At 57.8% G+C, this 24,694-nt stretch carries 24 protein-coding genes and 1 tRNA gene; 12 read left to right on the top strand and 13 right to left on the bottom strand.

Annotation, left to right across the window (positions count from 1 at the left end; all coding sequences use genetic code 11):
• Positions 1-72: 72 nt before the first annotated feature.
• From CHC01_RS18965 to CHC01_RS18945, 5 genes are all read right to left on the bottom strand, one after another.
• Positions 73-2,103, bottom strand: a complete 2,031-nt coding sequence (locus CHC01_RS18965) for a methyl-accepting chemotaxis protein (protein WP_141137129.1) — start codon at positions 2,101-2,103, stop codon at positions 73-75.
• Positions 2,104-2,419: 316 nt separating this feature from the next.
• Entirely contained in the window at positions 2,420-3,151 is a 732-nt protein-coding gene (locus CHC01_RS18960) for an amino acid ABC transporter ATP-binding protein (protein ID WP_089265828.1), read from the bottom strand.
• 51 nt (positions 3,152-3,202) lie between these two features.
• Complete coding sequence (locus CHC01_RS18955; protein ID WP_068728918.1) at positions 3,203-3,895, bottom strand: amino acid ABC transporter permease; 693 nt, start codon at positions 3,893-3,895, stop codon at positions 3,203-3,205.
• A gap of 3 nt (positions 3,896-3,898) precedes the next feature.
• Positions 3,899-4,630: an amino acid ABC transporter permease gene (locus CHC01_RS18950; RefSeq protein WP_089265827.1), complete on the bottom strand. Its 732-nt coding sequence runs from the start codon at positions 4,628-4,630 to the stop codon at positions 3,899-3,901.
• Between the two features lie 248 nt (positions 4,631-4,878).
• Complete coding sequence (locus tag CHC01_RS18945; RefSeq protein ID WP_089265826.1) at positions 4,879-5,796, bottom strand: amino acid ABC transporter substrate-binding protein; 918 nt, start codon at positions 5,794-5,796, stop codon at positions 4,879-4,881.
• A 161-nt stretch (positions 5,797-5,957) separates the two neighbouring features.
• Here CHC01_RS18945 and CHC01_RS18940 point away from each other — a divergent pair, with 161 nt between their 5' ends.
• A complete protein-coding gene (locus CHC01_RS18940) occupies positions 5,958-7,376 on the top strand; it encodes an MFS transporter (protein WP_089265825.1) in 1,419 nt (472 codons plus the stop codon).
• Here the strand turns inward: CHC01_RS18940 and CHC01_RS18935 are convergent.
• The gene (locus CHC01_RS18935; RefSeq protein ID WP_089265824.1) at positions 7,336-8,157 is read right to left on the bottom strand and encodes a gamma-glutamyl-gamma-aminobutyrate hydrolase family protein; all 822 of its coding nucleotides are present in this window, start codon (positions 8,155-8,157) and stop codon (positions 7,336-7,338) included. The genes CHC01_RS18940 and CHC01_RS18935 overlap by 41 nt on opposite strands.
• A 403-nt stretch (positions 8,158-8,560) precedes the next feature.
• Between CHC01_RS18935 and CHC01_RS18930 the strand changes: the two genes are divergently transcribed.
• From CHC01_RS18930 to CHC01_RS18895, 8 genes are all read left to right on the top strand, one after another.
• Entirely contained in the window at positions 8,561-9,823 is a 1,263-nt protein-coding gene (locus CHC01_RS18930; RefSeq protein WP_089265823.1) for a tyrosine-type recombinase/integrase, read from the top strand.
• 341 nt (positions 9,824-10,164) lie between these two features.
• Entirely contained in the window at positions 10,165-10,380 is a 216-nt protein-coding gene (locus tag CHC01_RS33520) for a helix-turn-helix domain-containing protein (protein WP_141137128.1), read from the top strand.
• Positions 10,381-10,382: 2 nt separating this feature from the next.
• Positions 10,383-10,862 (top strand): hypothetical protein, encoded by a 480-nt coding sequence (locus tag CHC01_RS18920; RefSeq protein ID WP_089265821.1) that lies wholly within the window; start codon positions 10,383-10,385, stop codon positions 10,860-10,862.
• On the top strand, positions 10,855-11,283 hold the full coding sequence (locus tag CHC01_RS18915) for a hypothetical protein (protein ID WP_089265820.1): 429 nt from the start codon (positions 10,855-10,857) through the stop codon (positions 11,281-11,283). The genes CHC01_RS18920 and CHC01_RS18915 overlap by 8 nt, the downstream gene beginning before the upstream one ends.
• A 129-nt stretch (positions 11,284-11,412) precedes the next feature.
• Entirely contained in the window at positions 11,413-12,456 is a 1,044-nt protein-coding gene (locus CHC01_RS18910; protein ID WP_141137127.1) for a hypothetical protein, read from the top strand.
• Between the two features lie 196 nt (positions 12,457-12,652).
• The gene (locus CHC01_RS18905) at positions 12,653-12,910 is read left to right on the top strand and encodes a hypothetical protein (RefSeq protein WP_141137126.1); all 258 of its coding nucleotides are present in this window, start codon (positions 12,653-12,655) and stop codon (positions 12,908-12,910) included.
• 118 nt (positions 12,911-13,028) lie between these two features.
• Positions 13,029-15,578, top strand: a complete 2,550-nt coding sequence (locus CHC01_RS18900; RefSeq protein ID WP_176454639.1) for a bifunctional DNA primase/polymerase — start codon at positions 13,029-13,031, stop codon at positions 15,576-15,578.
• An 840-nt stretch (positions 15,579-16,418) separates the two neighbouring features.
• Positions 16,419-17,153, top strand: coding sequence for a collagen-like domain-containing protein (locus CHC01_RS18895; protein ID WP_244558425.1), 735 nt, complete (start codon positions 16,419-16,421; stop codon positions 17,151-17,153).
• 8 nt (positions 17,154-17,161) lie between these two features.
• Here CHC01_RS18895 and CHC01_RS18890 read toward each other — a convergent pair whose 3' ends face one another.
• From CHC01_RS18890 to CHC01_RS18880, 3 genes are all read right to left on the bottom strand, one after another.
• The gene (locus tag CHC01_RS18890; protein WP_089265815.1) at positions 17,162-17,701 is read right to left on the bottom strand and encodes a hypothetical protein; all 540 of its coding nucleotides are present in this window, start codon (positions 17,699-17,701) and stop codon (positions 17,162-17,164) included.
• A gap of 38 nt (positions 17,702-17,739) precedes the next feature.
• The gene (locus CHC01_RS18885) at positions 17,740-19,176 is read right to left on the bottom strand and encodes a DUF4062 domain-containing protein (protein WP_089265814.1); all 1,437 of its coding nucleotides are present in this window, start codon (positions 19,174-19,176) and stop codon (positions 17,740-17,742) included.
• Positions 19,177-19,260: 84 nt separating this feature from the next.
• Entirely contained in the window at positions 19,261-19,755 is a 495-nt protein-coding gene (locus CHC01_RS18880) for a hypothetical protein (protein WP_244558424.1), read from the bottom strand.
• Between the two features lie 123 nt (positions 19,756-19,878).
• Here CHC01_RS18880 and CHC01_RS18875 point away from each other — a divergent pair, with 123 nt between their 5' ends.
• A complete protein-coding gene (locus tag CHC01_RS18875; RefSeq protein ID WP_089265812.1) occupies positions 19,879-20,094 on the top strand; it encodes a hypothetical protein in 216 nt (71 codons plus the stop codon).
• A 66-nt stretch (positions 20,095-20,160) separates the two neighbouring features.
• Complete coding sequence (locus CHC01_RS18870) at positions 20,161-21,060, top strand: S1 family peptidase (RefSeq protein WP_089265811.1); 900 nt, start codon at positions 20,161-20,163, stop codon at positions 21,058-21,060.
• Positions 21,061-21,088: 28 nt separating this feature from the next.
• Here CHC01_RS18870 and CHC01_RS18865 read toward each other — a convergent pair whose 3' ends face one another.
• The 4 genes from CHC01_RS18865 to cpdR form a co-directional block, all read right to left on the bottom strand.
• Positions 21,089-21,967 (bottom strand): macro domain-containing protein, encoded by an 879-nt coding sequence (locus tag CHC01_RS18865; RefSeq protein WP_089265810.1) that lies wholly within the window; start codon positions 21,965-21,967, stop codon positions 21,089-21,091.
• Complete coding sequence (locus tag CHC01_RS18860; RefSeq protein WP_089265809.1) at positions 21,964-22,464, bottom strand: TIR domain-containing protein; 501 nt, start codon at positions 22,462-22,464, stop codon at positions 21,964-21,966. The genes CHC01_RS18865 and CHC01_RS18860 overlap by 4 nt, the downstream gene beginning before the upstream one ends.
• A gap of 344 nt (positions 22,465-22,808) precedes the next feature.
• Positions 22,809-22,883, bottom strand: a tRNA-Val gene (locus CHC01_RS18855).
• A gap of 128 nt (positions 22,884-23,011) precedes the next feature.
• Positions 23,012-23,371 carry a cell cycle two-component system response regulator CpdR gene (cpdR, locus tag CHC01_RS18850; RefSeq protein WP_015669438.1) on the bottom strand — a complete coding sequence of 120 codons (360 nt, stop codon included), beginning with the start codon at positions 23,369-23,371 and terminating at the stop codon, positions 23,012-23,014.
• Positions 23,372-23,663: 292 nt separating this feature from the next.
• On the opposite strand from cpdR, the gene CHC01_RS18845 reads away from it, so the two are divergent.
• Positions 23,664-24,551: an N-formylglutamate amidohydrolase gene (locus CHC01_RS18845; RefSeq protein ID WP_089265808.1), complete on the top strand. Its 888-nt coding sequence runs from the start codon at positions 23,664-23,666 to the stop codon at positions 24,549-24,551.
• Positions 24,552-24,694: the final 143 nt, after the last annotated feature.

Genomic DNA, 24,694 nt, shown 5'->3' with positions numbered 1-24,694 from the left:
GGATCTGATCTGGCTTCGGCGACGGGGCGCCGTCTTCGTTGTGGCTTCCCCCATCATGGGAGAAGCATGAATTTATGCGGCCCGGACGGAGTCGAGGAACTTGCCGACTTCGAGCTTGAGCCGCGCGCTTTCGCCGGACAGCGACTGCGCCGCCGACAGCACCTGCGTCGAAGCTGATCCGGTCGCGCTGGCGCCGCGCTGTACATCGGTGATGTTCGACGTCACCTGCATCGTGCCCTGCGCTGCCTGCTGAACATTGCGTGAGATTTCCTGAGTCGCTGCGCCCTGCTGTTCGACCGCTGAAGCGATGGTCGAGGCGATCTCGGACATGCGGCCGATGGTGTCACCGATCTCCTTGATGGCGCCGACGGATTCCTGGGTCGCCGCCTGGATACCGTTGATCTGGTGGCTGATGTCGCCTGTCGCCTTGGCGGTCTGTTCGGCCAGCGCCTTCACCTCGGACGCAACCACCGCAAAGCCGCGGCCCGCATCGCCGGCGCGCGCCGCTTCGATGGTGGCGTTGAGCGCCAGCAGGTTGGTCTGGCCGGCAATGGTATTGATGAGCTCGACGACATCGCCGATCCGGGCCGCGGCCTTGGCAAGCTCCGCCACGCGGTCATTGGTCTTGCGCGCCTGCGCCACGGCGGAGTTGGCGATATTCGCAGATTCCTGGACCTGCCGGCTGATCTCGTTGACCGATGACGACATCTCTTCGGTCGATGACGCAACCGCCTGCACATTGGTGGATGCCTCGTCCGATGCAGCAACGACTGCAGCGGTCAGCTCCTTGGCCTGTTCGGCCGTTGCCGTCAGCGCGCCCGCGGACTCCTCGAGTCTGTTCGACGCCGAGGAGACGTTGTCGACGATATTGCCGACGGCGCGTTCGAACGTCCCGGCGAGCTCGACCATTTCGCGCTTGCGCGACGCCGCGGCCAGATTGTCCTGGTCGAGGCGCGCCGCAGCCTCATCGCGCGCCTTCTGTTCGGCGTTTGCACGAATGACCGTAACTGTCTTGGCGATGTCGCCGATTTCGTCGCCCCGCTTGGCGCCGGGGATCACGACATCGAGATCGCCGGCCGCCATCTTGCCCATGGCGCCGTTCAGGCGCGTCATCGGCCGTGCGACGCCGACGAAAGAGAACACCATCGTGCAGATCAGCACCAGCACGACCGCGAGGCCGAGCGCGAGATTGACCTGGCCGGATCGTGCCATTTCCTCGGCGGCCTGCGCCCGTGCCTCTCCAACCGCAGCCTTCGCCGACGAGACCGATTGCGCGACCAGTTGAGATGCTGCCACAGCGGCGGGCGTGATTTTGGTGCGGACGATATCGGTCTTCTGGTCGTTACTGCCGATCGCTTCATCGGTGGCCGTCATGAACTTCTTCATGTCGGTGCCGAGCTGGATCAGGCCGCTCTGCACGAGCTCGCTGTCTTCGAACACGCTGGCCTTGGCCAGCGCATCGGTGAGGATCTTGGCCTTGGTGATGATCTGGCCCTTCTGCGTGACTTCATTCATCGACGCATAACGCCATGCGGCTGCCTGCACAGCGTTGATGGCATTGTCCGCGATCTTGAGCTGTCCATCGACTTCAGGCCAGTTCGTCGCCTCGGTCACGGCAGTGGTGAGGCGCAGCTGGTCGAGATGCCGGTTCCAGTCGATCACGGCGACGTTGCGGTTGCGATAGAGCTCGAGCAGTTTCTTCTGCAGACCGACTATCTCGTCGGCAGCGGCGAGATAGGTTGACGTCAGCGATTTAATCTTCGCGAAATTGTCCTTGTATTCCTGCCTGGTCGCCAGGGCGGACGCGGCATCGATGATGCGGTCCTGCGCAGCCTTGGCGGCCCTGATCTCGGCCGCGTTCTTGTCAATCTCGGGTGTCGTGATGGCCATGCGCAGGCCTTGACTGGCCACCTGCATGGCGCGCATCTGGCCGTCGGCCTCCATCGCGCTATCGGCGATTTTCTGCTGCACATCGGCCAGACGATTAACCTCCGAGATCGCGCTCTCGGTCCTCATCTGGTTTGCGACGACGCCCGCCGAGAGCAAGATGCCAACGAGACCGGCAAGACCCAATTTGTTGCCGACACTGTTGATCTTGATCATGCGATGTACTTTCCGGAGAAGGGCCAAGTCAGGACGCGCGCAAGCATGGCTCGCGCAGCCTCGGCTCGGGTCGTTGGAAGACGGTCAGAGAAGCATTGGGCAGAGGCTGAGAACGTGGCGTCGTGGAATTGTCCGTGAGGACAAAGACCCGATCGCTCCGGTGGAGTTCAATCAGCGGACCAACAGGCCCTCGCCCTCACGGTTGAAGGATACCACTCCATTTCTGACACATTCGTTAATTGCCCCGTCATGCAGCATTCAAGAATCTGCATAAACTTGAGGCACTTGCGCGATGCTGTATGCGCCCGCTCTTGCGTCAGTGCGCGAGGATCTTCGACAGGAAGTGCTGCGCGCGATCGCTGCGCGGATGACCGAAAAAGTCATCCTTCTGCGCGTCTTCGACGATCTCACCGGCATCCATGAAGATGACGCGGTTGGCGACCTTCTTGGCGAAGCCCATTTCGTGGGTCACCACCATCATGGTCATGCCTTCCTTGGCGAGTTCGACCATGACATCGAGCACTTCGTTGATCATTTCGGGATCGAGCGCCGAGGTCGGTTCGTCGAACAGCATGCAGATCGGATCCATCACCAGCGCGCGCGCGATGGCGACACGCTGTTGCTGACCGCCGGAGAGCTGGCCGGGATATTTCTGCGCATGCGCCGTGAGGCCGACGCGCTCCAGCATCTTCATGGCCTTGGCCTTCGCCGCATCTTCGGAGCGGCCGAGCACGATGGTCTGGCCGAGACACAGGTTCTCGACGATCTTCAGATGCGGAAACAGTTCGAAGTGCTGAAACACCATGCCGACGCGTGAGCGTAGCTTCGGCAGGTCCTTCTTCATCGTCGTCACATTCAGTCCATCGACCATGATGGTGCCCTGCTGCACGGGCTCCAGCGCATTCACGGTCTTGATCAGCGTCGACTTGCCAGATCCCGAGGGACCGCAGACGACGACCACCTCGCCTTTCTCAACGGCCGTCGTGCAGTTCTTCAGCACCTGGAACTGCGGGTTGTACCACTTGCTGACTTTTTCGATGGTGATCATGGGCATGATGAGCGACCGATAGTTGGAGGCAAAGACTGAAAGCGAAAGTGGCTAACGAATGATACTGATGCGCTTCTGCAAGCGCTTCACAAAGAACGAGGCGGTGAAGCAGATCAGGAAGTAGACCAGCGCCGCGAACAGATACATTTCGGTGAGACGACCGTCGCGCTGTGCGACCTTGGACGCGGCACCCAGAAAATCCGTGATCGACAGCACGTAGACCAGCGATGTGTCCTGGAACAGCACGATGGTCTGGGTGAAGATCACCGGCAGCATGTTGCGGAACGCCTGCGGCAGCACGACATGGCGCATCACCTCGCGATAGTTGAGGCCGATGGCATAACCGGCCATCACCTGCCCCCGCGGCACCGACTGGATGCCGGCACGCATGATCTCGGAGAAATAGGCAGCCTCGAACAGCGTGAAGGTCACGATAGTCGAGGCGTAGGCGCCGACCTGTACCGGCTGATCGGAGCGGATGATCCACTGTCCGACATAGGGCATCAGGAAGTAGAACAGGAAGATCACCAGCACGAGCGGCAGCGAGCGCATCAGATTGACGTAGCTTACGGCGAAGCCCGACAGCACGGCACTGGACGACAGCCGCATCATCGCGATCAAGGTGCCGAGGATGAGACCGAAGACCGTCGCAATAGCCGTCAGCGTGAGGGTGAACGCCATGCCCTGCTGAAACAGATAGGGCAGGCTGCGCCAGATGACGTCGTAATCGAAATTGCTGAACATCGCTTATTTCCCCTCGTTGAAGCCGGGGATCGCCAGGCGCTTTTCGAGGATGCGCATTCCGATCGTCACGACGGCGCTGAGGACGAGGTAGATGGCGGCTGCGGCCGAGAAGGCCTCGAACACCTGGAACGAGAATTCCTGCATGGACCGCGCCCGTGCCGTCAGTTCAAGCACACCGATGGTGAGTGCGGGCGCCGTGTTCTTGATGGTGTTGAGAAATTCGGAGGTCAGCGGCGGAAAGATGATGCGATAGGCCAGCGGAAGCAGGATGTAGCGATAGGTCTGCCAGGTGGTGAGGCCGATTGCCGTGCCGGCCATGCGCTGGCCCTTGGGCAGTGCATTGATGCCGGCGGTGATCTGTGCAGCGACGCGCGACGACATATAGAAGCCAAGCCCGAGCATCGCCGCAATGAACGGCCCATTGCGCAGTTGCTTGATCCAGATGCCGAGATCGCCGGGCAAAAGTTCGGGAATGACGAAGAACCAGATGAACAGCTGCACCAGCAGCGGAATGTTGCGGAACATCTCGATATAGGCATTGCCGACAAACACCGCCCAGCGCGCAGGCAGGGTCCGCATGATGCCGATCAGAGAGCCCATCACGAACGCGATGAACCAGGCGCAGAGTGCGAGCAGGATCGTGACCTGAAGGCCGCTCATCAGCGAGCCAAAATAGGTCCCCGTCGCATCAGGCGTCTGATCCCAGAAGATTCCCCAATTCCAGTTATAGTTCACGCATTCACCCCCACGCGCCGTCCACGCGAAAACCTGGCAACCTCAGGCAGAAACCCATGCAATGGCCGGGCCATTGCTTCTTCCCTCGCCCCGCCTGCGGGGAGAGGGTGGATCGAACGACCGAGTGTCGTTCGAGACGGGTGAGGGGGAGCCAGTGTTTTACTCGCTGCCTCCCCCTCACCCATCTTACACGCGCTACGCGGATGTAAGACGACCTCTCCCCGCAAGCGGGGAGAGGTAAGCAATAGTTAGTTGGCTGCGTAGGCGTCGGGATCAGGCGAATCCGACGGGCTGGCGAACGCCTTCTTCTGCTCGGCTCCCATCGGAACGTTCAGATTGAGGCCCTTGGGCGGAATCTTCTGCGTGAACCACTTGTCATAGATCTTGGCGCCTTCCGGGCTCTTGTAGAGCTCGGCAGTGGCCGCATCGACAACCTTCTTGAACGGCGCGTCGTCCTTGCGGAGCATGATGCCGTAGGGCTCAGCTTTCGAGAACGCGTCCTTGGAAATCACATAGGCGCTCGGATCGCGCGCACCGGCAGCAAGGCTGGCAAGCAGGATGTCATCCATCACGAAGGCCACAGCACGGTCGGTCTCGACCATCAGGAATGCTTCGGCGTGATCCTTGGCGGGAATGACGTTGATGCCGAGATTACGCGCGGCATTGGCTTCGGTAAGCTGCTTGATGTTGGTGGTGCCGGAGGTCGAGACCACCGACTTGCCCTTCAGATCGTCGATCTTGTCGAGCTTGGCGGCCTTCTTCGAGACGAAGCGGCTGGCCGTCAGGAAGTGCGTATTGGTGAACGCGACCTGCTTCTGGCGATCGGCATTGTTGGTAGTCGAGCCGCATTCGAGGTCAACGGTGCCGTTGGCAATCAGCGGAATACGTGTCGCCGAGGTGACCGGATTGAGCTTCACCTCGATCTTGTCGTTCTTCAGCTCTTTCTTCACCGCATCGACGATCTTGTAGCAGATGTCCATGGCGAAACCGACAGGCTTCTGATTGTCATCCAGATAAGAGAACGGCACCGAGGAATCGCGGAAGCCGATGGTGATGGCGCCGGTGTCCTTGATCTTCTTGAGCGTGCCGGTGAGCTCCTGAGCGCCCGCCTGCGTCGTGCAGACCGCCGCGGCGATCATGGTCCCCAACAGAAAAAATCGTTTCATAGTCCCTCTCCTCAACACAGTCCGATCTCACGCCGACGACTCTCTTACCGAGCGCCCCGGCACGACCGCCCGGGATGCTTGCACAATCGGGGCCAAAACGGAATTGCCCGATCGGAGGACAATGGTTTGTTCTGAGCTCCCGTTCCCCCTACAACCCGGTCATGAGTAATGCCTTGCATGCGCTTTGTGACGCAGGCGCCGCCGGCGCCACGGAAAAGATCGATGATATCAGCCATCCCGGCCTGGTGATCACCACCACGATTCTGGCCTCCAGCCTGGCCTTCATCGACGGATCGGTGGTGAATGTCGGACTTCCGGCCATTGCTGCGAGTTTTCAGGCCGATGCCGTCGACCTGCAATGGGTGATCAATGCCTATCTGCTGCCGCTCAGTGCACTTCTTTTGCTCGGCGGTGCAGCAGGCGACCGCTTCGGCCGCCGCAGGCTTCTGATCTGCGGAGTCGGCCTGTTCGCGCTGGCCTCGCTGGCCTGCGCTGTGGCGCCAAGCCTGCCTCTGCTGCTGGCCGCGCGTTTCCTTCAGGGCGTCAGCGCGGCGATGCTGATGCCGAACAGCCTGGCGATCCTCGGCCAGACGTTTTCCGGCGAAGCCAAGGGCCGCGCTATCGGCATCTGGGCTGCCAGCGGCGCTGCCGCCGGCGCGCTCGGCCCGGTGCTGGGCGGATGGCTGATCGACATCGGCAGCTGGCATCTCATCTTTCTCATCAATGTGCCGATCGCATTGGCGGCAATGGCGCTTGCCTGGCTAGGCATCCCCCGCGATCGACACGACAGCGACGAGCCGCTCGATAGTCTCGGCGCCATCCTCGCGACTGCGGGACTTGGCCTGACGACCTGGAGTCTGACCGAAGCTACGTCACATGATTGGACGGGTTTCACGCTTGGCGCGCTCGTCGCAGGACTCCTGCTCTTGCTTGTGTTCGTGTGGATCGAAGGCCGTAAGGGCGAACGCGCGATGATGCCGCTCGCACTGTTCGGGTCGGCGAGCTTCGTCGGCCTGACGCTGCTGACATTCTTGTTGTACGGCGCACTCGGTGGGCTGTTCGTCCTGATGCCTTTTCTCCTGATCGAAGCCGCCGGCTACACGGCGACACAGGCCGGTGCCGCGCTGCTGCCCTTGCCGCTTGTCATCTCTTTGACATCACCGCTCGCTGGCTCACTCGCAGCCAGAACCGGCCCGAGGATCATGCTGACGCTGGGACCGGTGATTGTGGCGATGGGTTTTCTGCTGGCGCTCCGAATCGGTCCCGACACCAGCTACTGGACCAGCGTCTTCCCCGCCATGGTCGTCATCGCCATCGGCATGGCCGGCGCTGTCGCACCTCTGACGACGGCCGTGCTGATGTCCGTCGATGCGCGTCACACCGGGTCAGCATCGGGCTTCAACAGCGCGGTCGCACGCACAGGCGGCCTTGTGGTCACGGCGCTGATCGGATCGGTCATGGCGGCAAAGGGGCCGGCGCTGATCACCGCATTTGCCGCAGCGACGGTCGCGGGTGCTGTGCTTTGTGTCGCAGCCGCGCTCAGCGCATTCCTGCTGATAGCGGCGCGGCCGCAGCCGTGAAGGCCCCACGCTGCCTGCGAGCGGCCACCGCCTCGCCGAACGCCTGAAACAGCGTGCGGTTGATCGGATTGATCTGCGGATCATATTCGGCGTGCCATTGCACACCGAGCGCGAAGCTCGGCGCATCGGCAATGCGGATAGCCTCGATGGTGCCGTCCTCGGCAATACCCTCGATCACCACTCGCTCGCCAGGGATATCGATGCCCTGACCATGCAGGGAATTGACCGTGATGGTCTCGCGCCCCAGCAGGCTGGCGAAGGTGCCGTTGCTGGTCAGATGCACGTCGTGGCGATCGGCAAATACGACCGCCGGATCGGGATGGATCTCGCCGCTCTCGAGCCGCGGCATGCGATGATTGATGCGGCCAGGAATCTCGCGGATCTCGGGATGCAGCGAACCGCCGAACGCAACGTTCATCTCTTGCAATCCGCGACAGATGCCGAAGATCGGGACCCCGCGCGCGACACAAGCTTCGATCATGGCCAGAGCCACCGCATCGCGGCCATTGTCATAGGGCTCGTGACGGGCATGGGCTTCCATGCCGAACCGGGTCGGGTGGACATTGGCCCGAGCGCCGGTGAGCAGGATGCCATCGACCAGATCGAGCACCTGGCCGATATCGGTGATGTCGGGGGTGCCGGCAAACATCATCGGCAGGGCATTGGCCACTTCAGCAACCGCACGAAGGTTGTTTTCTCCGACCGCCTGGACGGAGAACCTGTTCTCAATGCGATACGCGTTGCCGATCACGCCGATTACCGGCCGGGTCTTCGTTGGCATCAGCTTCCGGTCGAAAAGTGCTGGACCATTGAGCTATAGCCGAGTCACGGCATGAACACGACTGGTTCCGAAATAAAACTGTCACTAATCGGAGCATTAGGGAAAGAAACGTCTCCCGACGCCTGAAAAGGCGCCAATCCGGCAGTCTTCGAAAGTGTGAGGTGCGTGGTGGGCGCGACAGGGATCGAAGCGTTTTCTGAGGTGAATACCGATTCAGAGCCACGCGCTCGAACAGCTTGGAATCGTTTAGAGATTTTCGATCATCCGTCTGATTTGCCACGACTTTCTGTCGTACGACATACCGTTAACCCCTTTGCTGAACTCCGTCGCACTCCGCCTTGCTCCGCCCCGATCCAGCGCGCAAGTATGGGTAAAAGTGTGGGCGCGACAGGAGATCAGGACTATGGCCTTAATTGACGAGGGTGAGAGGACCGCCAAGCCCCGGAAGGCGGCGAGTCGCCTTACTGTTCTGTTCGTCAACTCCGCCAAGACCCCGCCCGGCATGCACAGCGACGGCGGTAACGGCCTCTATTTGGCCGTCCGTGCGTCGGGCTCGCGGTCGTGGATTTTCCGATATCGCCAGCGCGGAACCGGCAAGCTACGGGAGATGGGCTTGGGCAGCGCCGGGCCGCATGGGGTGCCCCTACAGGACGCCCGCGACCGCGCAGCGGCGTTGAAAGCGGACCTCCGGGCCGACGTCGATCCCCTTGAAGCAAAGCGCGCTCTGCCCATTTTGGAGGCAGAGGCCCCAAAAAAGACGTTCGGCGTGTTCGCCCTCACGGACTGGCTTCCCGCATATGCGAAAGGATTCAAAAATCCGCGCAGCGAGAAGGAATTGCGGCGGCTCTTAGAACTGCATGCCACCACTCTGTTTCCTATGGCTCTGGACGCAATCACCAAAACTGAGGTGCTGGCGGTGCTGGCGCCTATTTGGGCCACCAAACCAAAATCGGCGCGGGAGCTTCGAGCCAAGATCGAAACCATTTTGCAGGCCGCGACGCCCGACCATCGGCAGGGGGAAAATCCCGCCCGCTGGCGAGGCAATCTTGAAGCCAACTTCGGCCGCGACACCAAGGCCAAGCGGAAGCTCCGGATCAGGAAGCATCCGGCCGTGCCCTATGCGGAGCTTCCGACCGTGGTGCAGGCCTTGCGGGCTCGCCACATCGACGCCGATACCAGCGTCAACCTAGCGTTGGAATTCTTGATTCTCACGGCCGGGCGAACCAATGAGATTCGTTCGATGGTCCCAACAGAAGTGAATCTTGATGCGAAAATCTGGGTTGTCCCGGCGGCTAGAATGAAATCGAGCGAGCCGCACACGGTCCCGCTCTCGCCACGGGCAATCGAGATATTAAAAGCAGTGCTGAAGCCTAACCGCCCGTTCGTCTTCGAGGGCTTACAGAAAGAAGGCGATGAGGAAATCAAGCCGCTTGGGCACAATGCCATGGCCCACGCGCTGAAGGCCGTTGCACCGGGCTACACCCCGCACGGCCTGCGGTCTTCGTTCCGAGATTGGGCGGGAGACGAAACGGAATTTCCCCGTGAGATCGTCGAGCATGCCTTAGCGCATACGCTTGGTGACGAGAGCGAGAAAGCCTATCGGCGCGGCCGAGCGGTTGAACGTCGTCGACCGCTCATGGAGGCTTGGGCCGACTTCCTTCGGTGAGTGGCTACTATCAAATCTTGTCGTACGACGCATTAAGCATGGCTATTACGCGCACATTGACGAATTCGCTGATCGATGTACAAGTCGCATTTAGCGCCGGTTAGTGCGCAACGGATATGGGCGTTTCGACTGCCAAATACTGTCAGCCCATGGCAGGCGGCTGGGTGCCTCCCACTCGCATTTTCAAACGGCACGCTATCTTGGCGTGGAAGCTACGGGATCATCCCGTAAGGTCCGACCTTCGAGACTGCTAAATCTGGTCTGCCCCCCGGCACGGGTCAACCATTCAGAAATCTAAGCCACGCGCTAAGTCCGTGGCTTGTACTGAATTGGTTACGCCCATGTCGCAGCCCCATGCGGATTCGACCTCCGATTCTCTCTACGCAATCCCATTCGCGAAGCGCTCTTTCTCCGTAGCCCAGACAGCCGCGATCCTCAGTGTCTCTGAGTCGACCGTCTTCGAATTGTTGAAGAATGGGCGGCTCAAGAGCTTCAAGGCAGGCCGTGCGCGGCGGCTTACGGGTGAACAAATCGACTCCTTTCGCGAGGGGTGCTGACGATGGCTTCATTCTCAGACTCACTACAGGCCACCGAGTGCGAAAATCGCGAAGCCGAGCAAGCAGTCCAAAGCCAGACGCGACGCCTGCTTGCTGCCGACGCTGCACCGACCGATTCTGACATTTCCGGCCTAGCTGATCGTCAGGCAGTCGCAGTGGCAACGGCATTGCTGTTGGGCATCATCCAACCATTTGCGCGCGGTGGTGCCCCCGATCTGATTTCGCTTTTTCTGCCGGGACAGAAGCCCGATCTTCTCGCTTATACTTGCGGCGCTTATCTAAAAGTCTTTCCGTATACAGGAAGCTTCGTTTCCGACCCCTTGGAGAAACTCCGAACGCGTTCGGACAGCAAGGCGACACTGGCCCTTTATGCGTGCGGGGGCCTTGTTGACTGGAATCAAGCGAACACCGCAGCTCGCGCGGCAATGGTTCTCCGACGGTTAGTCCCCGCCTCAATCGCAGCGAGGCGACGCCATGGTTAGGCCGCACCTCGTCGCTGAATTGATCGCACTTCCGGCTGACAAGCTGGCGGCGTTACTACAATCCGTACTGGTCGCAATGCCCGCTGATGAACGAGTGGCGCTACTGCAATCCGTGAAAGAGAAAACTCGCAAACCTCCGGGACGGCCAGTAGGTTTTGTGCCATTGCAAAAGGCTATCAATTTCGCCCACCACCTCTTTTTTCGACGAATGATCAGCAACGAGAGTAAAGACGTTTCAGTCAAAATAATTGCAAGGTATCTGGGCTTCGATACCTCGGACGTCGGCGTGATGGGGCGCTTGAATAGTATAGCAGCGTTCCAAGACAAGCGGGTGAGTGAACACGCGCGGGCAATTCGGGACAATATGACGGAGATCGAAAAGGCCGAAATCGTGAGCGCGGTATCTGCGCTCCGAGAATAGAACAGCCTAATAATCTCTCACCTATTATTAGGCTCAAAAATAATAACTCAGACCAATTCTTCTGGACTTTCACTTTCAGCGCACCGGCGTAATTAACAGCCAACCCACTGAGTGATGAAAGGCAACACTATGCGAAGTATCAAACAGTCCGCACGCGGCAAAGTCCTTCGCGACCTGCCCATCGCCGTCAGGCAGTCGTACGACAAACTGCCCGAACAGGTGCAGGCGAAAGTTTGCATGCTCCATGCTGATGGCGAGAGGTTCAGAAGCGAGCAGCTTTCCCGTTCTGACCAACGCATGGCAACCATTGAAGCTCGCCGCGAGATTCAAACGTCCATCGCTCGTTTCAACCTTGACCGGGAGCGTGGTTGGGCGCCGACGCGCGCCGACCTTGAAGAGCATCAGAAGGACGTCGCTGATCAGAACGAACTGCTTGAAGAGATCAAGAAGCTCAACGAGCAACCGGAGCCGGTACTATCGGCCGAACCCGTATGGGAGCTGCTACAAGGCCATGCAACTACAATCTGGAAGCACAAGGCCGCGAAATACGACGGCCCTGCCACCATCGAAGCGCTGACCGAACAGCGCGAGGCAATCGACAGGAAGAAAGCAGAGAGACGCGCGGTGCTCGGCAAACCCCTCACAGATGAGGAAGGTGTGGCCAAACTATCCGCGAGCGTAAAGCGTATCGCTGCGCGACATTCACCTCAGATAGAACGCGTGCTGCAATATCGGCGGGGGGCTCGCGGCTATGAGCAGCAGTCGCCAATCTGGACACGTAGCAGAGACGGCCAGGTTACGGCTTCCGAAGTCCTGTCCATAATGTTCGAGCTATTCGGCGATGCCATCGTCACCAAGTATCAATCTCGCCTAAGGCATCAGACACGCGGCGGAAAGGCTCTGTCGATCCCAGCGCGAGAGAAGCGGCTCGCGGTGATTGATGCCCAGCTACTCGAACTCCATCGAGTTGAGGAAGCAATCTATCTCACGTGCCTTCGCGCTGGCCTGCCTGTCACTCGGCGGTTGAATGCCAAGCTCTTAGCTGTGCTTGAAATCGAGGAAGACACAGAGGCGAAAAAGCGCACGGTACCGAGCGCTGGCGAATCCCGTGGCTCTTTGGTGGTCCTCACAGCAGATGACGCAGAACCTGAAGCCAACGACGACTTCGGTTGATTTCCGATTGGCGCACAGCACGCGGTCCCCTGTCCCGTGCGGTGTCGCCGATGCTCCGACCGTTTCCTTTGTTGGTGGTCGGAGTCGAGCCCCAAGGTGTTGTCCTGCGCCTTGGGGCTCATTCTCTCAACTGGTCCAGATCGCTTGCCACGCTTTGGATCGTTTTATCAAACGGCAGATATCGGAGGGGTTAGATATGACAGACGCGACAATGACGACGGCGTTGGTGCGATTCAAAGCCGAGCACGGCCATATTTCCATGCGTGAGTTGCTTGAACGGGTATCGGGCGCGCGCACGGCTTCCGACGTCCCGGCCGACCGGGTAATGGCCGTTATCAAAGCATGCAACGAAGGCTGCAGCGGTGGCGACAACCGCCGCAAGGCCAAAGCGCCTCTCGATTTTCGGGATGAAAGTTTTGTCGCGGGAATCTATTCCCGATGGAATGGAGTCTAGCCAATAGATGCGAAATGAATCACGCCCGACGTTGGAGCGCCGGGCGTGAGCAGATACTTACGTTAGTGGAGCATGGATTATGTCTACATCAAACTGTGCTCCGGCACAACGAACACTTATGAGCCCGTTCGAGGCCGCGCTGCGAAAGCTCCCGCTCGACCAGTACACCTTAATCCCCCTTCACAGGCCCTTCGATACCAAGACCAAGAACGGAGTCACACGCTCCATAGGCAAAGCCCCCATTGATAAAAACTGGACTAAGGCGACCTATGACAATGAGAAAGTCATAGAGCGATGCGTCCGCGAAAAGCGCAATATCGGAGTCCGTCTGCGCAAGACTCAGATCGTAATAGACATAGACCCAAGGAACGGGGGCGACGTCGCCTATGCAACGCTGTTCGCAGAGTATGGGATTGACGAGTCGATATTCCCTCGCGTCGTCACGGGTAGCGGCGGCCTGCATCTGTACTGCCTCAACTCAACCGGCGCCGCAGTGCTCGACTCCCTTGGCGAAGAATATCAAGGCGTTGAATTCAAGAGCAAAGGGCGACAGGTCGTTGCGCCCGGCTCGATACACCCAGACACGATGAAACCCTACGTCTGGGACAGGAACTATCCACCTATCGAGGACGCGCCCGAAATCCCAACGCGCCTGCTCAAGCTCATCCGCAAGCCGAAGGTCACCAGCCAGACGCGAGGCGGCGGGGAATACGATCAACAGCAAATCGCCGCTATGCTTGACCATCTCGACGCGCGCCAATTTTCTGAACAGAAGCGCTGGCTTAATATAATGATGGCGAGTCATCATGCCTCTAAGGGCGACGCGCGCTCTGAATTCATTGAGTGGTCGATTACAGACCCTCAGTACAAGAACGACGCTGCTATCATCGGCCGCCGCTGGGACTCGCTACACCGCTCCAAGTTGAACGGCATCAAGGCCGGTACGCTTGAGATGTACATGCGCGAAGCGGGCGCAACCAACGCCATCCCATACAAGGGCGTCAAGGCCATCCCCAACGATGAATGGGCAGATGGTGACGCATCGCTTGCCGAACATATCGAGAGCGGCGACGAGTTCGAGGTCGATGCCGCGATAGAAGGCGACTTCGAAGATGACGGCGAGTTCGATGCGGCGAAGCCGATGAAGTATGACATGGTCGAACTTGAGGCGATGCTCGACTACGCCGAAGAGGCGATGCTGTGCGGAGGCGCGCCGCTTTATCAAACCGCCAAGCGCCTTGTGCATCCCGTTCGCATGGAGCGAGCATCGGGCGATGATGACTCTATTCGCCGGGCCGCTGGCGCGTTGACGATTCAGGATGTGACGGCGTTGCGCCTCAACCAATACATGATCGAACACGCGAAGTTCTTCTTGGTCAAGAAAGCTCCCAACGGCGCGGCGGCCGTCAAGAAAAAACACGCCGCTCCATTGCGCCTTGCCGAGCATATGATTGCCCGGCCGGACAAATGGAAGATTCCGGCACTGACTGGAATCATCGAAACGCCCACGTTGCGCCGCGAGGGTTCTTTGCTTGCCGACGAGGGATATGACGACGCGTCCGGCCTTTTGCTGGATATGGGCGGAGTGACGTTCCCGGCCATCCCTGACAAGCCCTCACGCGACGAGGCGCTATCGGCGCTGAAACTGCTCAAGCGCCCCTTGGCGGGCTTCCCGTTCGTTGCAGACGGCCCCAAGGGCAAGAGCGCGTCGCGGTCCGTGATGCTGTCCGCAATGTTGACTGCCCTTGTCCGCCGCTCGCTGCCTTCGGCGCCCATGCACGGGTTTAGTGCCCCGACCCCCGGCACAGGCAAAACCTTGGCCGTGCAGGTTGCTGCCGTTATCGCAACGGGCCATGAGGTCACGGCCATGAGCCAAGGCGCAAACTCCGAGGAGGACGAAAAACGAATTTTCAGTGTGCTGATGCAGGGCGACCAAGTTGTCTTGATTGATAACGTCACGCGCCCCATCGGCGGCAACGCCTTATGCACCATCCTTACCGAACAGTTTTGGCAATCGCGGATGCTTGGGTTTTCCCGCAATGCGACCGTTGCCACGAATGTCTTGATGACCGCGAGCGGCAACAATCTGGTGTTTGAAGGCGACATGACGCGCCGCGCGCTCTTGTGTCGGATGGACGCCGGAATCGAGAACCCGGAGGGTCGCTCCTTCGATATGGACTTGAAACAATGGGTTCCGGCAAACCGCGTCAAGTTAGTGGCGGCGGGACTCACTGTACTGCGTGCGTTCGTCGCAGCCGGAAGGCCAGGACTCGACAAGCTATCCCCCTTCGGCAGTTTCGAAGATTGGTCGCGGCTAGTTCGCGGCGCGATCTGTTGGCTCAATGAGCCGGACCCGTGTTTGACGCGGTCGCATATCGCCGCCGAAGACCCGGTCAAGGCGGAGCTGACCGAACTTCTAGCCGCCATTCAGGCCGTGAAGGGCAGCGAGTGGTTTAGCGCTGGTGAGCTTCTAGCGATCACCGAAACGGACGATGCGCCGGGCGCCTCGATTATGGAAGTCATCGACTCCGCTATTCCGCGCGTCAACAAAAAGAGCCTTGGTCTGTATCTAAAGAACCATGAGAGACAGATTGTCGGCGGACTCCGTCTTGAAACCTCAAAGGATACGACCCGTAAAATCAATCTGTATCGCGTGGCCGCGCCTTAGTGTTTACGGGTGATAACGGGTAGTACGGGGTAGGTTTGCCCTACACACTGCGGTCTCGTTCAAAACCATTATTCTTTACCTCGTTCTCGTTAGATAAGTATGGAATCGAGAAGGGGGAACGAGACGAGAGTCTATAGGGCAAACCTACCCCGTACTACCCGTTATCACCCGTAGAGGGATTTCGCGGCCTGCTTTTGCAACTGCGAATCGGGACCGGTCTCTAATAAAAGATAATGCGAAGTATGCTGCACATTCAACATGCTTACGCGATTTCAATTGGACTCCGAAAGAGAAGATTTTTCTTTCGAGGACCATACCCCTCAGATCGCGGGTCCCTCTGGCCGTTGAAGAGCTACACGGGCAAGTTCAGGGGCCAATGTGATTCTATGAATCTTGATTAGAAAATCGCCGCACCTGTCACCAAAGGGGCCGGGCGCTGTAGCGGCAAAAGGAAAATTCTTCTCTCAACTTTTGCGGCTAGTCGGGCCGTCACCTTGGATTATCGGACTCCATTCGCCGCCGTTGAATGCCGACCTAAACCCCAAGCCTCATTCAGCGATGGGAGCTTGTGTAGCTCGCTGCTGCTTCGTGAGCCCCGGCTGCGTCATCTCCCTCTCTCGTTTCTCGGCGGGCATTCCCAAATCCAGATGGGCAAACGCATCGTCTGCTTTACGTCGTACGACGTTGCTCTTGGCTGCAATGGCGAAAGCGAGATGTAGTTTGTTGGTTGACCGAATTTTGAATCCCGACTTTCTGGTGGCTCACGACTAGTGCTGTAAATCTGGAGATCTTCACATGCGGTCCACAAATCAGATAATGCCCGGAACTGGTATAGCGGGAATGACATTCGCCCGCCCCATGACGAAGGCAGAGGCGCGCGCGGAAGGTGTGCGTTTCCCTGTGAAGAAAAAGGCCGCCCCTGCCTCCCTTGTTCCCGGTCCGGCCGGACGCATGGGTGTCGACGGGCCGCGCGGCCCCCGTGGAAAGGCTGGCGCTGACGGCGAGAAAGGTCCGAAGGGTGACCCCGGCAAGCAGGGTGAGCGCGGGCCTAGGGGCGTCGATGGCAAAGACGGCAAGAATGGATCAACGTGGCTTCAAGGCGACCGGGCGCCGACGAGCAAAGATGGCAGCGACGGCGACCAATGGTTCAACACCTCGACTAGGGACGTCTCGATCAAGACCAAGGGTAAGTGGAAGGTTACAACAACCCTGCGCGGCCCGCGCGGTCCGAGTGGCCCGACCGGCCCGCGCGGCTCGTCGGGGCGTGACGGCAACCGATTCGACTTCGGCTTCGGCGCGCCGCCAGCCGCGAAAGGCCAAGGCGGCGACGTCTGGTTTGATCTCGAAATCGGCGACTTATACAAGAAGCAGCGCGGCGGCTGGGTTCTGTTCCACAACCTCGGCGCTCGCGCGTACGCGGGCAACGGCGCGCCGACAGAGAGTCCACACGACGCGGACGATATCCTAGAAGGTGACGAGCCGTCGAGCGAATCGGAGAGCGAGAGCGAACCGTCGTCGAGCGATTTCGATTCAGAGAGCGAATCGGAGTCCGAATTTGTTTCTGAATTCGGCTAGGGGCTTTCTTATGGGGCGTCGTCGTCGTCGATCGACCGAATTAATTTTCCGATTCGTTCATGCAACACTTCGCCGACGTCCATCAGCTGAACAATATGTTGATGGGCGACGGCACTACTCGACGAGTGAACCACGGAAACCGATTCAGTCTTATAGTCTGCAATGAGCTTTCGTACTTGCTCGTCACTCACGCGCGCAGACAGCAATGCGACCTGCGTTTGCGCTTCGAAATATTGAGTATCTAGCTCGTCAGGCAACCTATTCTTTCGCCATGGCGTCCCTTCGCTGGCAGCCACCTCGTCATGGTAGTTCGTCTGACCAGTCGCCCTCCCTAGTTTTTGTGCCGCCTCTTGCAGCGCGAGCAACGTCTCACGCTGGAACGCGCTTCGCCGCTCATAGCGCTTTTCAGCGCGGGCCGCTTCGCGAGACTCACGCTCTTTAGCTAAGCTCCACCGATTTTGAACAAGATCGGAGACAAACTTCAGTGCGTATCCAGCGACGAGAGTCGCAACTGGAAACCAACCCGAGATCAATGACGTGTCGGCCATAGCCCCTCAATGTCCAACGCGAAAGAAAAACACTCACTCTAAGATGTGCCGTCGTTACTCGTATCAATGTCGTCTGACTTCGGCCAAAGGTATTCGACCATCTGCCAACTCGTCATGAGAGACTCCCATTCGTCGTTCCGTTTATGATCTGCGGCCCGTTGCACTCTAATCTTAGCGGGGTGGTCTTCTATGATCGACATGTAGTTGACTTGGTTGTCTTTCCAAAACTCGCGGTCAATTGGCTCCCAAAGGTCGGAGTTGTGACGCTTGCCCCAGACCGGCAACTTTCCATCGTATGCTAGTTGCCTGATATCGTTCGTAACAAGATCATAGAGACGCTGCGATTCACCGACCCCGATTCCCGGCCCGGTCAAGTCGACATTGACCCGCTTCCACTCCCCACGAAACGCTCTGGCAATCGCGTCTGCTAGCCAAACGTCACGCTCGACGAGGCGGCCAACCGATTCTTTTGGAGGGGCGCTTTCTGCAATACGCAAGTGCCCTCGCTGGTCTACCCATACATAAACATCTAAATCAACATAGGCGGCATCAAGCGCAGTAGCGCGGATCGAAATTCGGGTTGCTTGATCGATTTGTAGCGCCGCTTGCCGATCCGCGCCTTCAAGTGCGATCACCGAGTCTGCACAATTGAATTTTGCGGGCTCTCGCGCTTCCCCGTAGCTCACTATCGGGATGCTGACGTGATCTCCCGCAGCTAAGGTGAAGTCCGTTTTGAGTATACGTGGGTATTGATGTCCGCTATCGGGCGTCACCGCTAAGATTTGCACTCGGCATTGAGAAAGTGACTTCGACGGGTTTGTGTTCTCGACGCGCAGGCTAAAGCGTCGAGTCATGGCGTACAGACTATGTTTCGGCACATCGAAGAATGAGCGGCCTTCGCCGACAATCAAGCGAATGTCTGACTTCGAAACAATGTTTGGAGCTTCCGAGCGGAGCGGCTTTTGCAATTGCATCTGCCGAACATGTGTCAATAAATCCCGAGAGGCCTTAGTCTTAAGTTCGTCCGGTGAAACAAACGAACCGACCAACGCGGTTGTGTAGGTCGCGGCCTGAAATGCTTTCAATCGCCTGTGTTGCTTCAGATCGATTTTATTTGGATCGATTGGTCTATTCGAAAAATACAAAAGAGCGGGCTTCCCGTCGGCAACGAATTTGCCAATCTCTTCGACGGTACCTGACTCGGCAGCGCCCGTGGTTGTTCCGAGCTTTGTCCAAAACATTCCGAGCAGAATATCTGACGAGTGAACGAGCTGTTCATTGATTGCCTGCTGCGGACGAACGCCCGTCGCTGGCATCGCATGAGTCTCCCAAGCAACAGGCAGCAATACGGTCGACTCGGCGAAAGCGTGTTGAGCGTTCCACTCATAGACAGCTTCAATCGCTGCCTTCCGTTCTTCTGCTAAATCGGATGGTGATGCGATTAAAACGCGAAGAACGTTCGCCGTAAAAGACATATGCTCGTTTCCTGCCCTTCTAGAGTGTAGAATACAGGATGCGTCATTAATAGAGAAATGCCGATGGAGAACACGTACTGTCCACTACAGCGCGCCTTTGCGGTTGACCGACTTCATGGCTGGAAAGTTTTCGGGTCGCGCTGGATATACAAATTGCATTCCCAGCATCCAGCTGCCGTTGAATTTATCCCAGAAGCGAATGGCGTCGAACTGTCTCGCAAAGCAATAGGTCCGCCACCTGACGCCGCCGCGATCTAGGATTTCACCTGTAGCGTCAAGGGGCACGCGATTGAACTGGCAACACTCGACAATGTCGTCATAGTTCTCTTGGACATAAGCGTCCTGTAAGGCGACGTGATACGGATGTGAGCGCCGCCAATGGGTCGACGGCCCTTCTGCATTGCGCCGCTCGGGGAATCGAGGCTCATGATTCATAAACGTCGGAATGCGCGAGATTGCCAACGCTATGCGGCGCGCTTCGTCGGAAGACAGATTCGAAGTGTAGTTATCCCATTTCATCTTTATCAGGTCGTCGCGGCTATAGACGTTGGCGAGCACGACGCCATTTGCGTCTTTCACGCGGAACGTGTCACCGGTGCACTCGACGGTCCACGGCGGCGGAAAGCGCCTCTTTTCTCCGGTTGACTCCATGAGAACAAAATAAGAACATGCCCGGCATAGAGTCAACACGGAACAGCGGTCATGGCGGAAGCGGCGCCCATCGATTCCCTTTCGGAATCCGAACGTCTCGACATGGCGACAGATGAAGCTATCGCCGCGTGCGGCGGTGACATGCGCAGCACCATCCGCATTTTGATACTTGCCAATGAGTTTCTGGAATTCGAGTTACAGACGCAGGTTTCTCGCGGCTTTACGCGTGGCGTGAGACAAGGTCGAACTAAAGCTTACTCTGGATAAATCGCGACGGGCGCTTATAGCTTTCACATTAGCTGAAATAAGTGGGCTCATCAGACGGGCAATCAAATGCAGATGGTTCTTCCCGACTACGCGACACGTTTCGATTCACTGTCTCTGTCGACTTGTTTCTTAGATTTGAAAGGCGTTGGCGACGTGCCTCGCCAAGCTACCGGATTTTTCTGGCGCCACGCAGGAAAAGTTTTTCTGATTACTAACTGGCACGTAGTAACGGGCCGCAATATGATGGACGGGAGCGCCATCGGCGGAGGGTGGGCGCCCGAACGTTTCGAGGTGCAATATTTTACGAAAGCGATTGTAGCCGACGGCGCTGCTATGGGCCTTGGCGCCGATGCGCGGGTGATGGACGCGCCAAAATTCGAAATCTCATTGTATCAGGATTTTCACGTCCCGTTTTGGATACAACATCCGACGGCGTTCGAGTGGAATGTCGATATCGTCGCTCTCGAATTGAGCGAGACGTTATTGCCGGACAAATCTCGTGTGATGTGCGTCAACGATCGCGCATACCCGAGGCTATACCATTTCTCAGGAAGTGAAATTTTTGTTCTGGGATATCCGCTACCACAAAAGGAAAATAGGTATCCTGCGCACTTTCCCGTTTGGAAAAGAGGAAGCATCGCAAGCGAGATCATTGTCCCTTGGAATATGCGACCGGCCTTCCTAATCGATAGCAGAACGTCCAAAGGAATGTCGGGCTCCCCTGTCTTCGCAAAAGTATTTGGCCCCGCAGCTCACGGGGACGGGACGATGCACGTTGATTCCATTATGACGTCGGAGTTTATGGGTGTTTATTCTGGACGGCTGTTTGACGATGAAAACAACGCCAGCATCGGATTAGTCTGGCATCGGAATCTGATTGACCAAATGCTTGCCGCGCCTACCGCAGGATCGCGGGATTGGGTCGCTAGCAAGTCAATTGAACTGTTCTCGACTGCCGCGAGCTAATGACTCAAGCCGCACTTTGTTGGCTATGTTAAATACTTAGGCTTTGAACAAGGTAATCTTTGACTTGGAAAAGGTTCAAAGAGAACTTAGCCGCATCTTCAGGCCGCACCATAATCGTGAGTTTGTTCGAGAATACCCGCTCCCCCGATGCATCCGCAAATGATTGAGCGATCCGCTCGATTACCTTCTTCCGAGGCATAGGAACGCGCCCGCGTCCGGTGCCCATCAACGGAATCACGATGTCGGCCATCTCTGCCTTGTCCGCCATATTCTGCCAAAGCCTCTCAAGAGCCTCATCGAGGATACGCGGACTGGAATAGGCCGTGCCGTTTTCATTCATATGGGACATGGCAACTAAGTAGAAATTCTTCCCATGGGCATTCACACGAGCTACCGTGCCGATGGGATACTCGTTTTTCTTTCCCGGCCTTGTGTCGTTGACAGTGAACTTCTCGTTTCGCAGTGACTGCTCAATTTGACGATCAATTTCGGTTGTCTGACCATCAAAACACTGGATCGCAAGCTGACCCTGCAAACTATTTCTCGCAATAAGGCCGTTGCTCATATCGGTGTCGAATGTTGAATTTGAGCTAATGATCGTTTCGCCCGTCGCTTTGAAGATATCGCCAATCTTGACCTCAACCGTTAGGTCCTTCTTTGGCACCTTGTATGCGACCCGCGAGACAGGTCTTCTGGTTGCAAGAACAAATGCGAGACCCAGAAAAATAAAAATGATGAAACCGTACTGGCTATACTGATCTTTCTTATAGATGTTGAAAAGGTCCGCAATGTTCACGCAAAGGTACAGCAGACCTATTACGCTAAAGAACTTTGCGACAGCTTCTCCAGAGAAAAGCGCGTACTTCCAGTATGAAAACGTTCGAACGGATTCAAAGAAGTACTTCATAGGCCGAGGTTCTTATAAACTGCGTCAGTGTAGTGGAATGCCCCGGTCTTTCCCGCTCCTTTGTGCAGCTTATGTTCGTTTGGCCAATGGTCCATCGCATATTCGATTATGTCGTGCTTGAAGGGCACAAATATAACTAGCTCGTCGCGGATTGTCGGCGGGCAGAGGTTATCTTTCGACCGGCTTCCGTTTAAATTGACGGCGATGATTGGCAAGCCGAGACTCAATGCAACTTCCATTTCCCACTGGACGAATTTAGTGAGGAATCTGGTTTTCTCGCCGATCAAGACGATGAGAAGCTTAGAATTGGCGAAACGCACGCGGAGCTGTCGCTTAATGCTTTCAGCCTGACTTGAGTCCCGTGCGGTGTTCAGATCATGCGCGTTGTTGAACTCTAGCGAAAAACCGTCATGCGCCTTCCAAGCGGTCATGAGCCGATAGTAGTCCATGTCTTCATCGCCATCGAAGGCAATGTAGGTCTTATTTCTGTAGGCCATGATTCCCCCTCCCGCTTGGAATCAGCCTTACTATCTTTCGTTGATCGAATCTAACAGTTGCAGCCTCTCCGCGAAATTATCACCTGATATGCGTTGGTGTCCCGGAGCGGCGCCCGCGACAGCAGTTCGCGCCTCGTTCTCTAAAGCTGGTTGATAGAGGCCCAGCCGCCTAGGGCGCTTCATTTCGCCTTGCCCTTGCCGATGGACCGCAGAGAACAAAGGCGCCCGTAGAGCTTCCTACGGCTTGGGCTCAGAGGTCAGTCAGGAAGCGCCGCGCAAGTATGGGTAAATGTGTGGGTAGACTTCGACCGGATTTGAAAACTTCAATCAAATCAAGGGCTTGATGGTGGGCGCGACAGGGATCGAACCTGTGACCCCTTCCATGTCAAGGAAGTGCTCTCCCGCTGAGCTACGCGCCCTAAGAACCGGTCGTTACGGGTGTGGGGTCTATAACGGGTCAAACCCGGACAAGCAAGGACGGCGGAGTACCAATCCTTGCCTCATTTGCAGGAAATCCAAGAAAGAAATCCAGGAAAGCGGGCTGCCCTCAGGCCGCCAGCATCTTGTTCACTTCGCTGACCAATTCGCGCAGGTGGACCGGCTTGGACAGCACCTTGGCGTTTTTCGGCGCTTCCGAGTCGGAATTCAGCGCCACGGCGGCGAAACCGGTGATGAACATGATCTTGATGTCGGGGTCGAGTTCGCTGGCGCGGCGCGCCAGTTCGATCCCGTCCATCTCCGGCATCACGATGTCCGTTAGAAGCATTTCAAAGGGTTCCTCGCGGAGTCTCTGATAGGCTGACATCCCGTTATCGTGGTGCGACACCTGAAAACCGGCGTTTTCCAACGCCTTCACCAGGAAGCGGCGCATGTCGTTGTCGTCTTCTGCGAGAAGGATTTTGTGCATGGCGGTTGGACGTCGAACCCGAATGAGAGGACCTGTTCGCCCACTAAGCCCGAGGTCTGGTAAATTTCGGGTGAAGGTGATCAGCGCAGACTGTGCATAAGCGTCTCAAGATGGTGCGCCAGAACGTCGTGAAACACAACAAATGAGCGCGTTTCTCGTGATCGCCGCGCCTGCGGAAGGTTTTTAACTTGGCAGACTTGTTTCGGTTATCGACAATGCAGCCTCACAAAGCGCCGGTTTTCTGCCAGACTGCGCAAACCGAAGAACGCGGCTGCAGGGACGATGCGCGACGATGACCCAGTTTGACGGTGAGCTGTCGCCTCCCTTCGAGATCGTCGAGCCGGCCAACTGGCGCGCCCCGATCATTTTCAATTCCCCGCATTCCGGCTCGGTCTATCCAGCGGAGTTTCTCAGTGCGTCCCGCATCGACGTGACGGCACTGCGCCGCTCGGAAGATTCGTTCATGGACGAATTGATCGCGGGATTGAGCGATCACGGCTTCCCGGTGGTCCGGGTGCACTTCCCGCGCTCCTATGTGGACGTCAACCGCGAGCCTTATGAGCTCGATCCGCGGATGTTCAACGGCCGGCTGCCCAGTTTTGCCAATACCCGCTCGATGCGGGTCGCCGGCGGCCTTGGCACGATTCCCCGGGTGGTCGGCGACGGCCAGGAGATTTACCGCGAGCGGCTCGACGTCGATGACGCCCTCACCCGGATCGAGGCGCTGTACAAGCCGTACCATCGCGCCCTGCGCCGCCTGATCAATAAGGCGCACCAGACATTCGGCACGGTGATCCTGGTGGATTGCCACTCGATGCCCTCGATCGGAATTTCCCGTGAGGAGCCGCGCCGCCCGGACGTGGTCGTCGGTGACCGCTATGGCACTAGCTGCGCCACTATCCTGGCCGAGGTGGTCGAAGGCACATTCGGCGGCCTCGGCTATTCGCTGGGCCGTAACAAGCCCTATGCCGGCGGCTTCATTACCGAGCATTACGGCAACCCGGCCAGCGGGCTGCACGCCATCCAGATCGAGCTGAACCGGGCGATCTATATGGACGAACGCCGCCGTGAGCGAACCGCGCGCTTCGATCAGATTGCTGCCGATTTTACCGTCCTGGCCGATGCGCTGGCGAAGATCCCGCTGGACAGCCTGGGCCCATTCCAGGCCGCCGCCGAATAGGCCGGGGCCGAACGTCTCGCCGGGGTTCGGACCGTCACTCAATCAGGCGGGGTATTTGGAACCGTGACCGCCGGGTCACGGAAGCGCTTATTTCGTGCGACAAATTGTCAATTTTCGCTGGATTTAGAGATGGGGCAGAGTTT

Origin of the sequence: Tardiphaga sp. OK246, assembly GCF_900188215.1 — a bacterium.
Lineage (GTDB): Bacteria > Pseudomonadota > Alphaproteobacteria > Rhizobiales > Xanthobacteraceae > Tardiphaga > Tardiphaga robiniae.
This window is presented reverse-complemented; position numbering and strand designations above follow the sequence as displayed.

Coding starts and splice junctions, on each gene's coding strand:
- CHC01_RS18965 (WP_141137129.1), bottom strand. CDS start 2,103: ATGATCAAGATCAACAGTGTCGGCAACAAATTGGGTCTTGCCGGTCTC.
- CHC01_RS18960 (WP_089265828.1), bottom strand. CDS start 3,151: ATGATCACCATCGAAAAAGTCAGCAAGTGGTACAACCCGCAGTTCCAG.
- CHC01_RS18955 (WP_068728918.1), bottom strand. CDS start 3,895: ATGTTCAGCAATTTCGATTACGACGTCATCTGGCGCAGCCTGCCCTAT.
- CHC01_RS18945 (WP_089265826.1), bottom strand. CDS start 5,796: ATGAAACGATTTTTTCTGTTGGGGACCATGATCGCCGCGGCGGTCTGC.
- CHC01_RS18940 (WP_089265825.1), top strand. CDS start 5,958: ATGAGTAATGCCTTGCATGCGCTTTGTGACGCAGGCGCCGCCGGCGCC.
- CHC01_RS18935 (WP_089265824.1), bottom strand. CDS start 8,157: ATGCCAACGAAGACCCGGCCGGTAATCGGCGTGATCGGCAACGCGTAT.
- CHC01_RS18930 (WP_089265823.1), top strand. CDS start 8,561: ATGGCCTTAATTGACGAGGGTGAGAGGACCGCCAAGCCCCGGAAGGCG.
- CHC01_RS33520 (WP_141137128.1), top strand. CDS start 10,165: ATGTCGCAGCCCCATGCGGATTCGACCTCCGATTCTCTCTACGCAATC.
- CHC01_RS18920 (WP_089265821.1), top strand. CDS start 10,383: ATGGCTTCATTCTCAGACTCACTACAGGCCACCGAGTGCGAAAATCGC.
- CHC01_RS18915 (WP_089265820.1), top strand. CDS start 10,855: ATGGTTAGGCCGCACCTCGTCGCTGAATTGATCGCACTTCCGGCTGAC.
- CHC01_RS18910 (WP_141137127.1), top strand. CDS start 11,413: ATGCGAAGTATCAAACAGTCCGCACGCGGCAAAGTCCTTCGCGACCTG.
- CHC01_RS18905 (WP_141137126.1), top strand. CDS start 12,653: ATGACAGACGCGACAATGACGACGGCGTTGGTGCGATTCAAAGCCGAG.
- CHC01_RS18900 (WP_176454639.1), top strand. CDS start 13,029: ATGAGCCCGTTCGAGGCCGCGCTGCGAAAGCTCCCGCTCGACCAGTAC.
- CHC01_RS18895 (WP_244558425.1), top strand. CDS start 16,419: ATGACATTCGCCCGCCCCATGACGAAGGCAGAGGCGCGCGCGGAAGGT.
- CHC01_RS18890 (WP_089265815.1), bottom strand. CDS start 17,701: ATGGCCGACACGTCATTGATCTCGGGTTGGTTTCCAGTTGCGACTCTC.
- CHC01_RS18885 (WP_089265814.1), bottom strand. CDS start 19,176: ATGTCTTTTACGGCGAACGTTCTTCGCGTTTTAATCGCATCACCATCC.
- CHC01_RS18875 (WP_089265812.1), top strand. CDS start 19,879: ATGGCGGAAGCGGCGCCCATCGATTCCCTTTCGGAATCCGAACGTCTC.
- CHC01_RS18870 (WP_089265811.1), top strand. CDS start 20,161: ATGCAGATGGTTCTTCCCGACTACGCGACACGTTTCGATTCACTGTCT.
- CHC01_RS18865 (WP_089265810.1), bottom strand. CDS start 21,967: ATGAAGTACTTCTTTGAATCCGTTCGAACGTTTTCATACTGGAAGTAC.
- CHC01_RS18860 (WP_089265809.1), bottom strand. CDS start 22,464: ATGGCCTACAGAAATAAGACCTACATTGCCTTCGATGGCGATGAAGAC.
- cpdR (WP_015669438.1), bottom strand. CDS start 23,371: ATGCACAAAATCCTTCTCGCAGAAGACGACAACGACATGCGCCGCTTC.
- CHC01_RS18845 (WP_089265808.1), top strand. CDS start 23,664: ATGACCCAGTTTGACGGTGAGCTGTCGCCTCCCTTCGAGATCGTCGAG.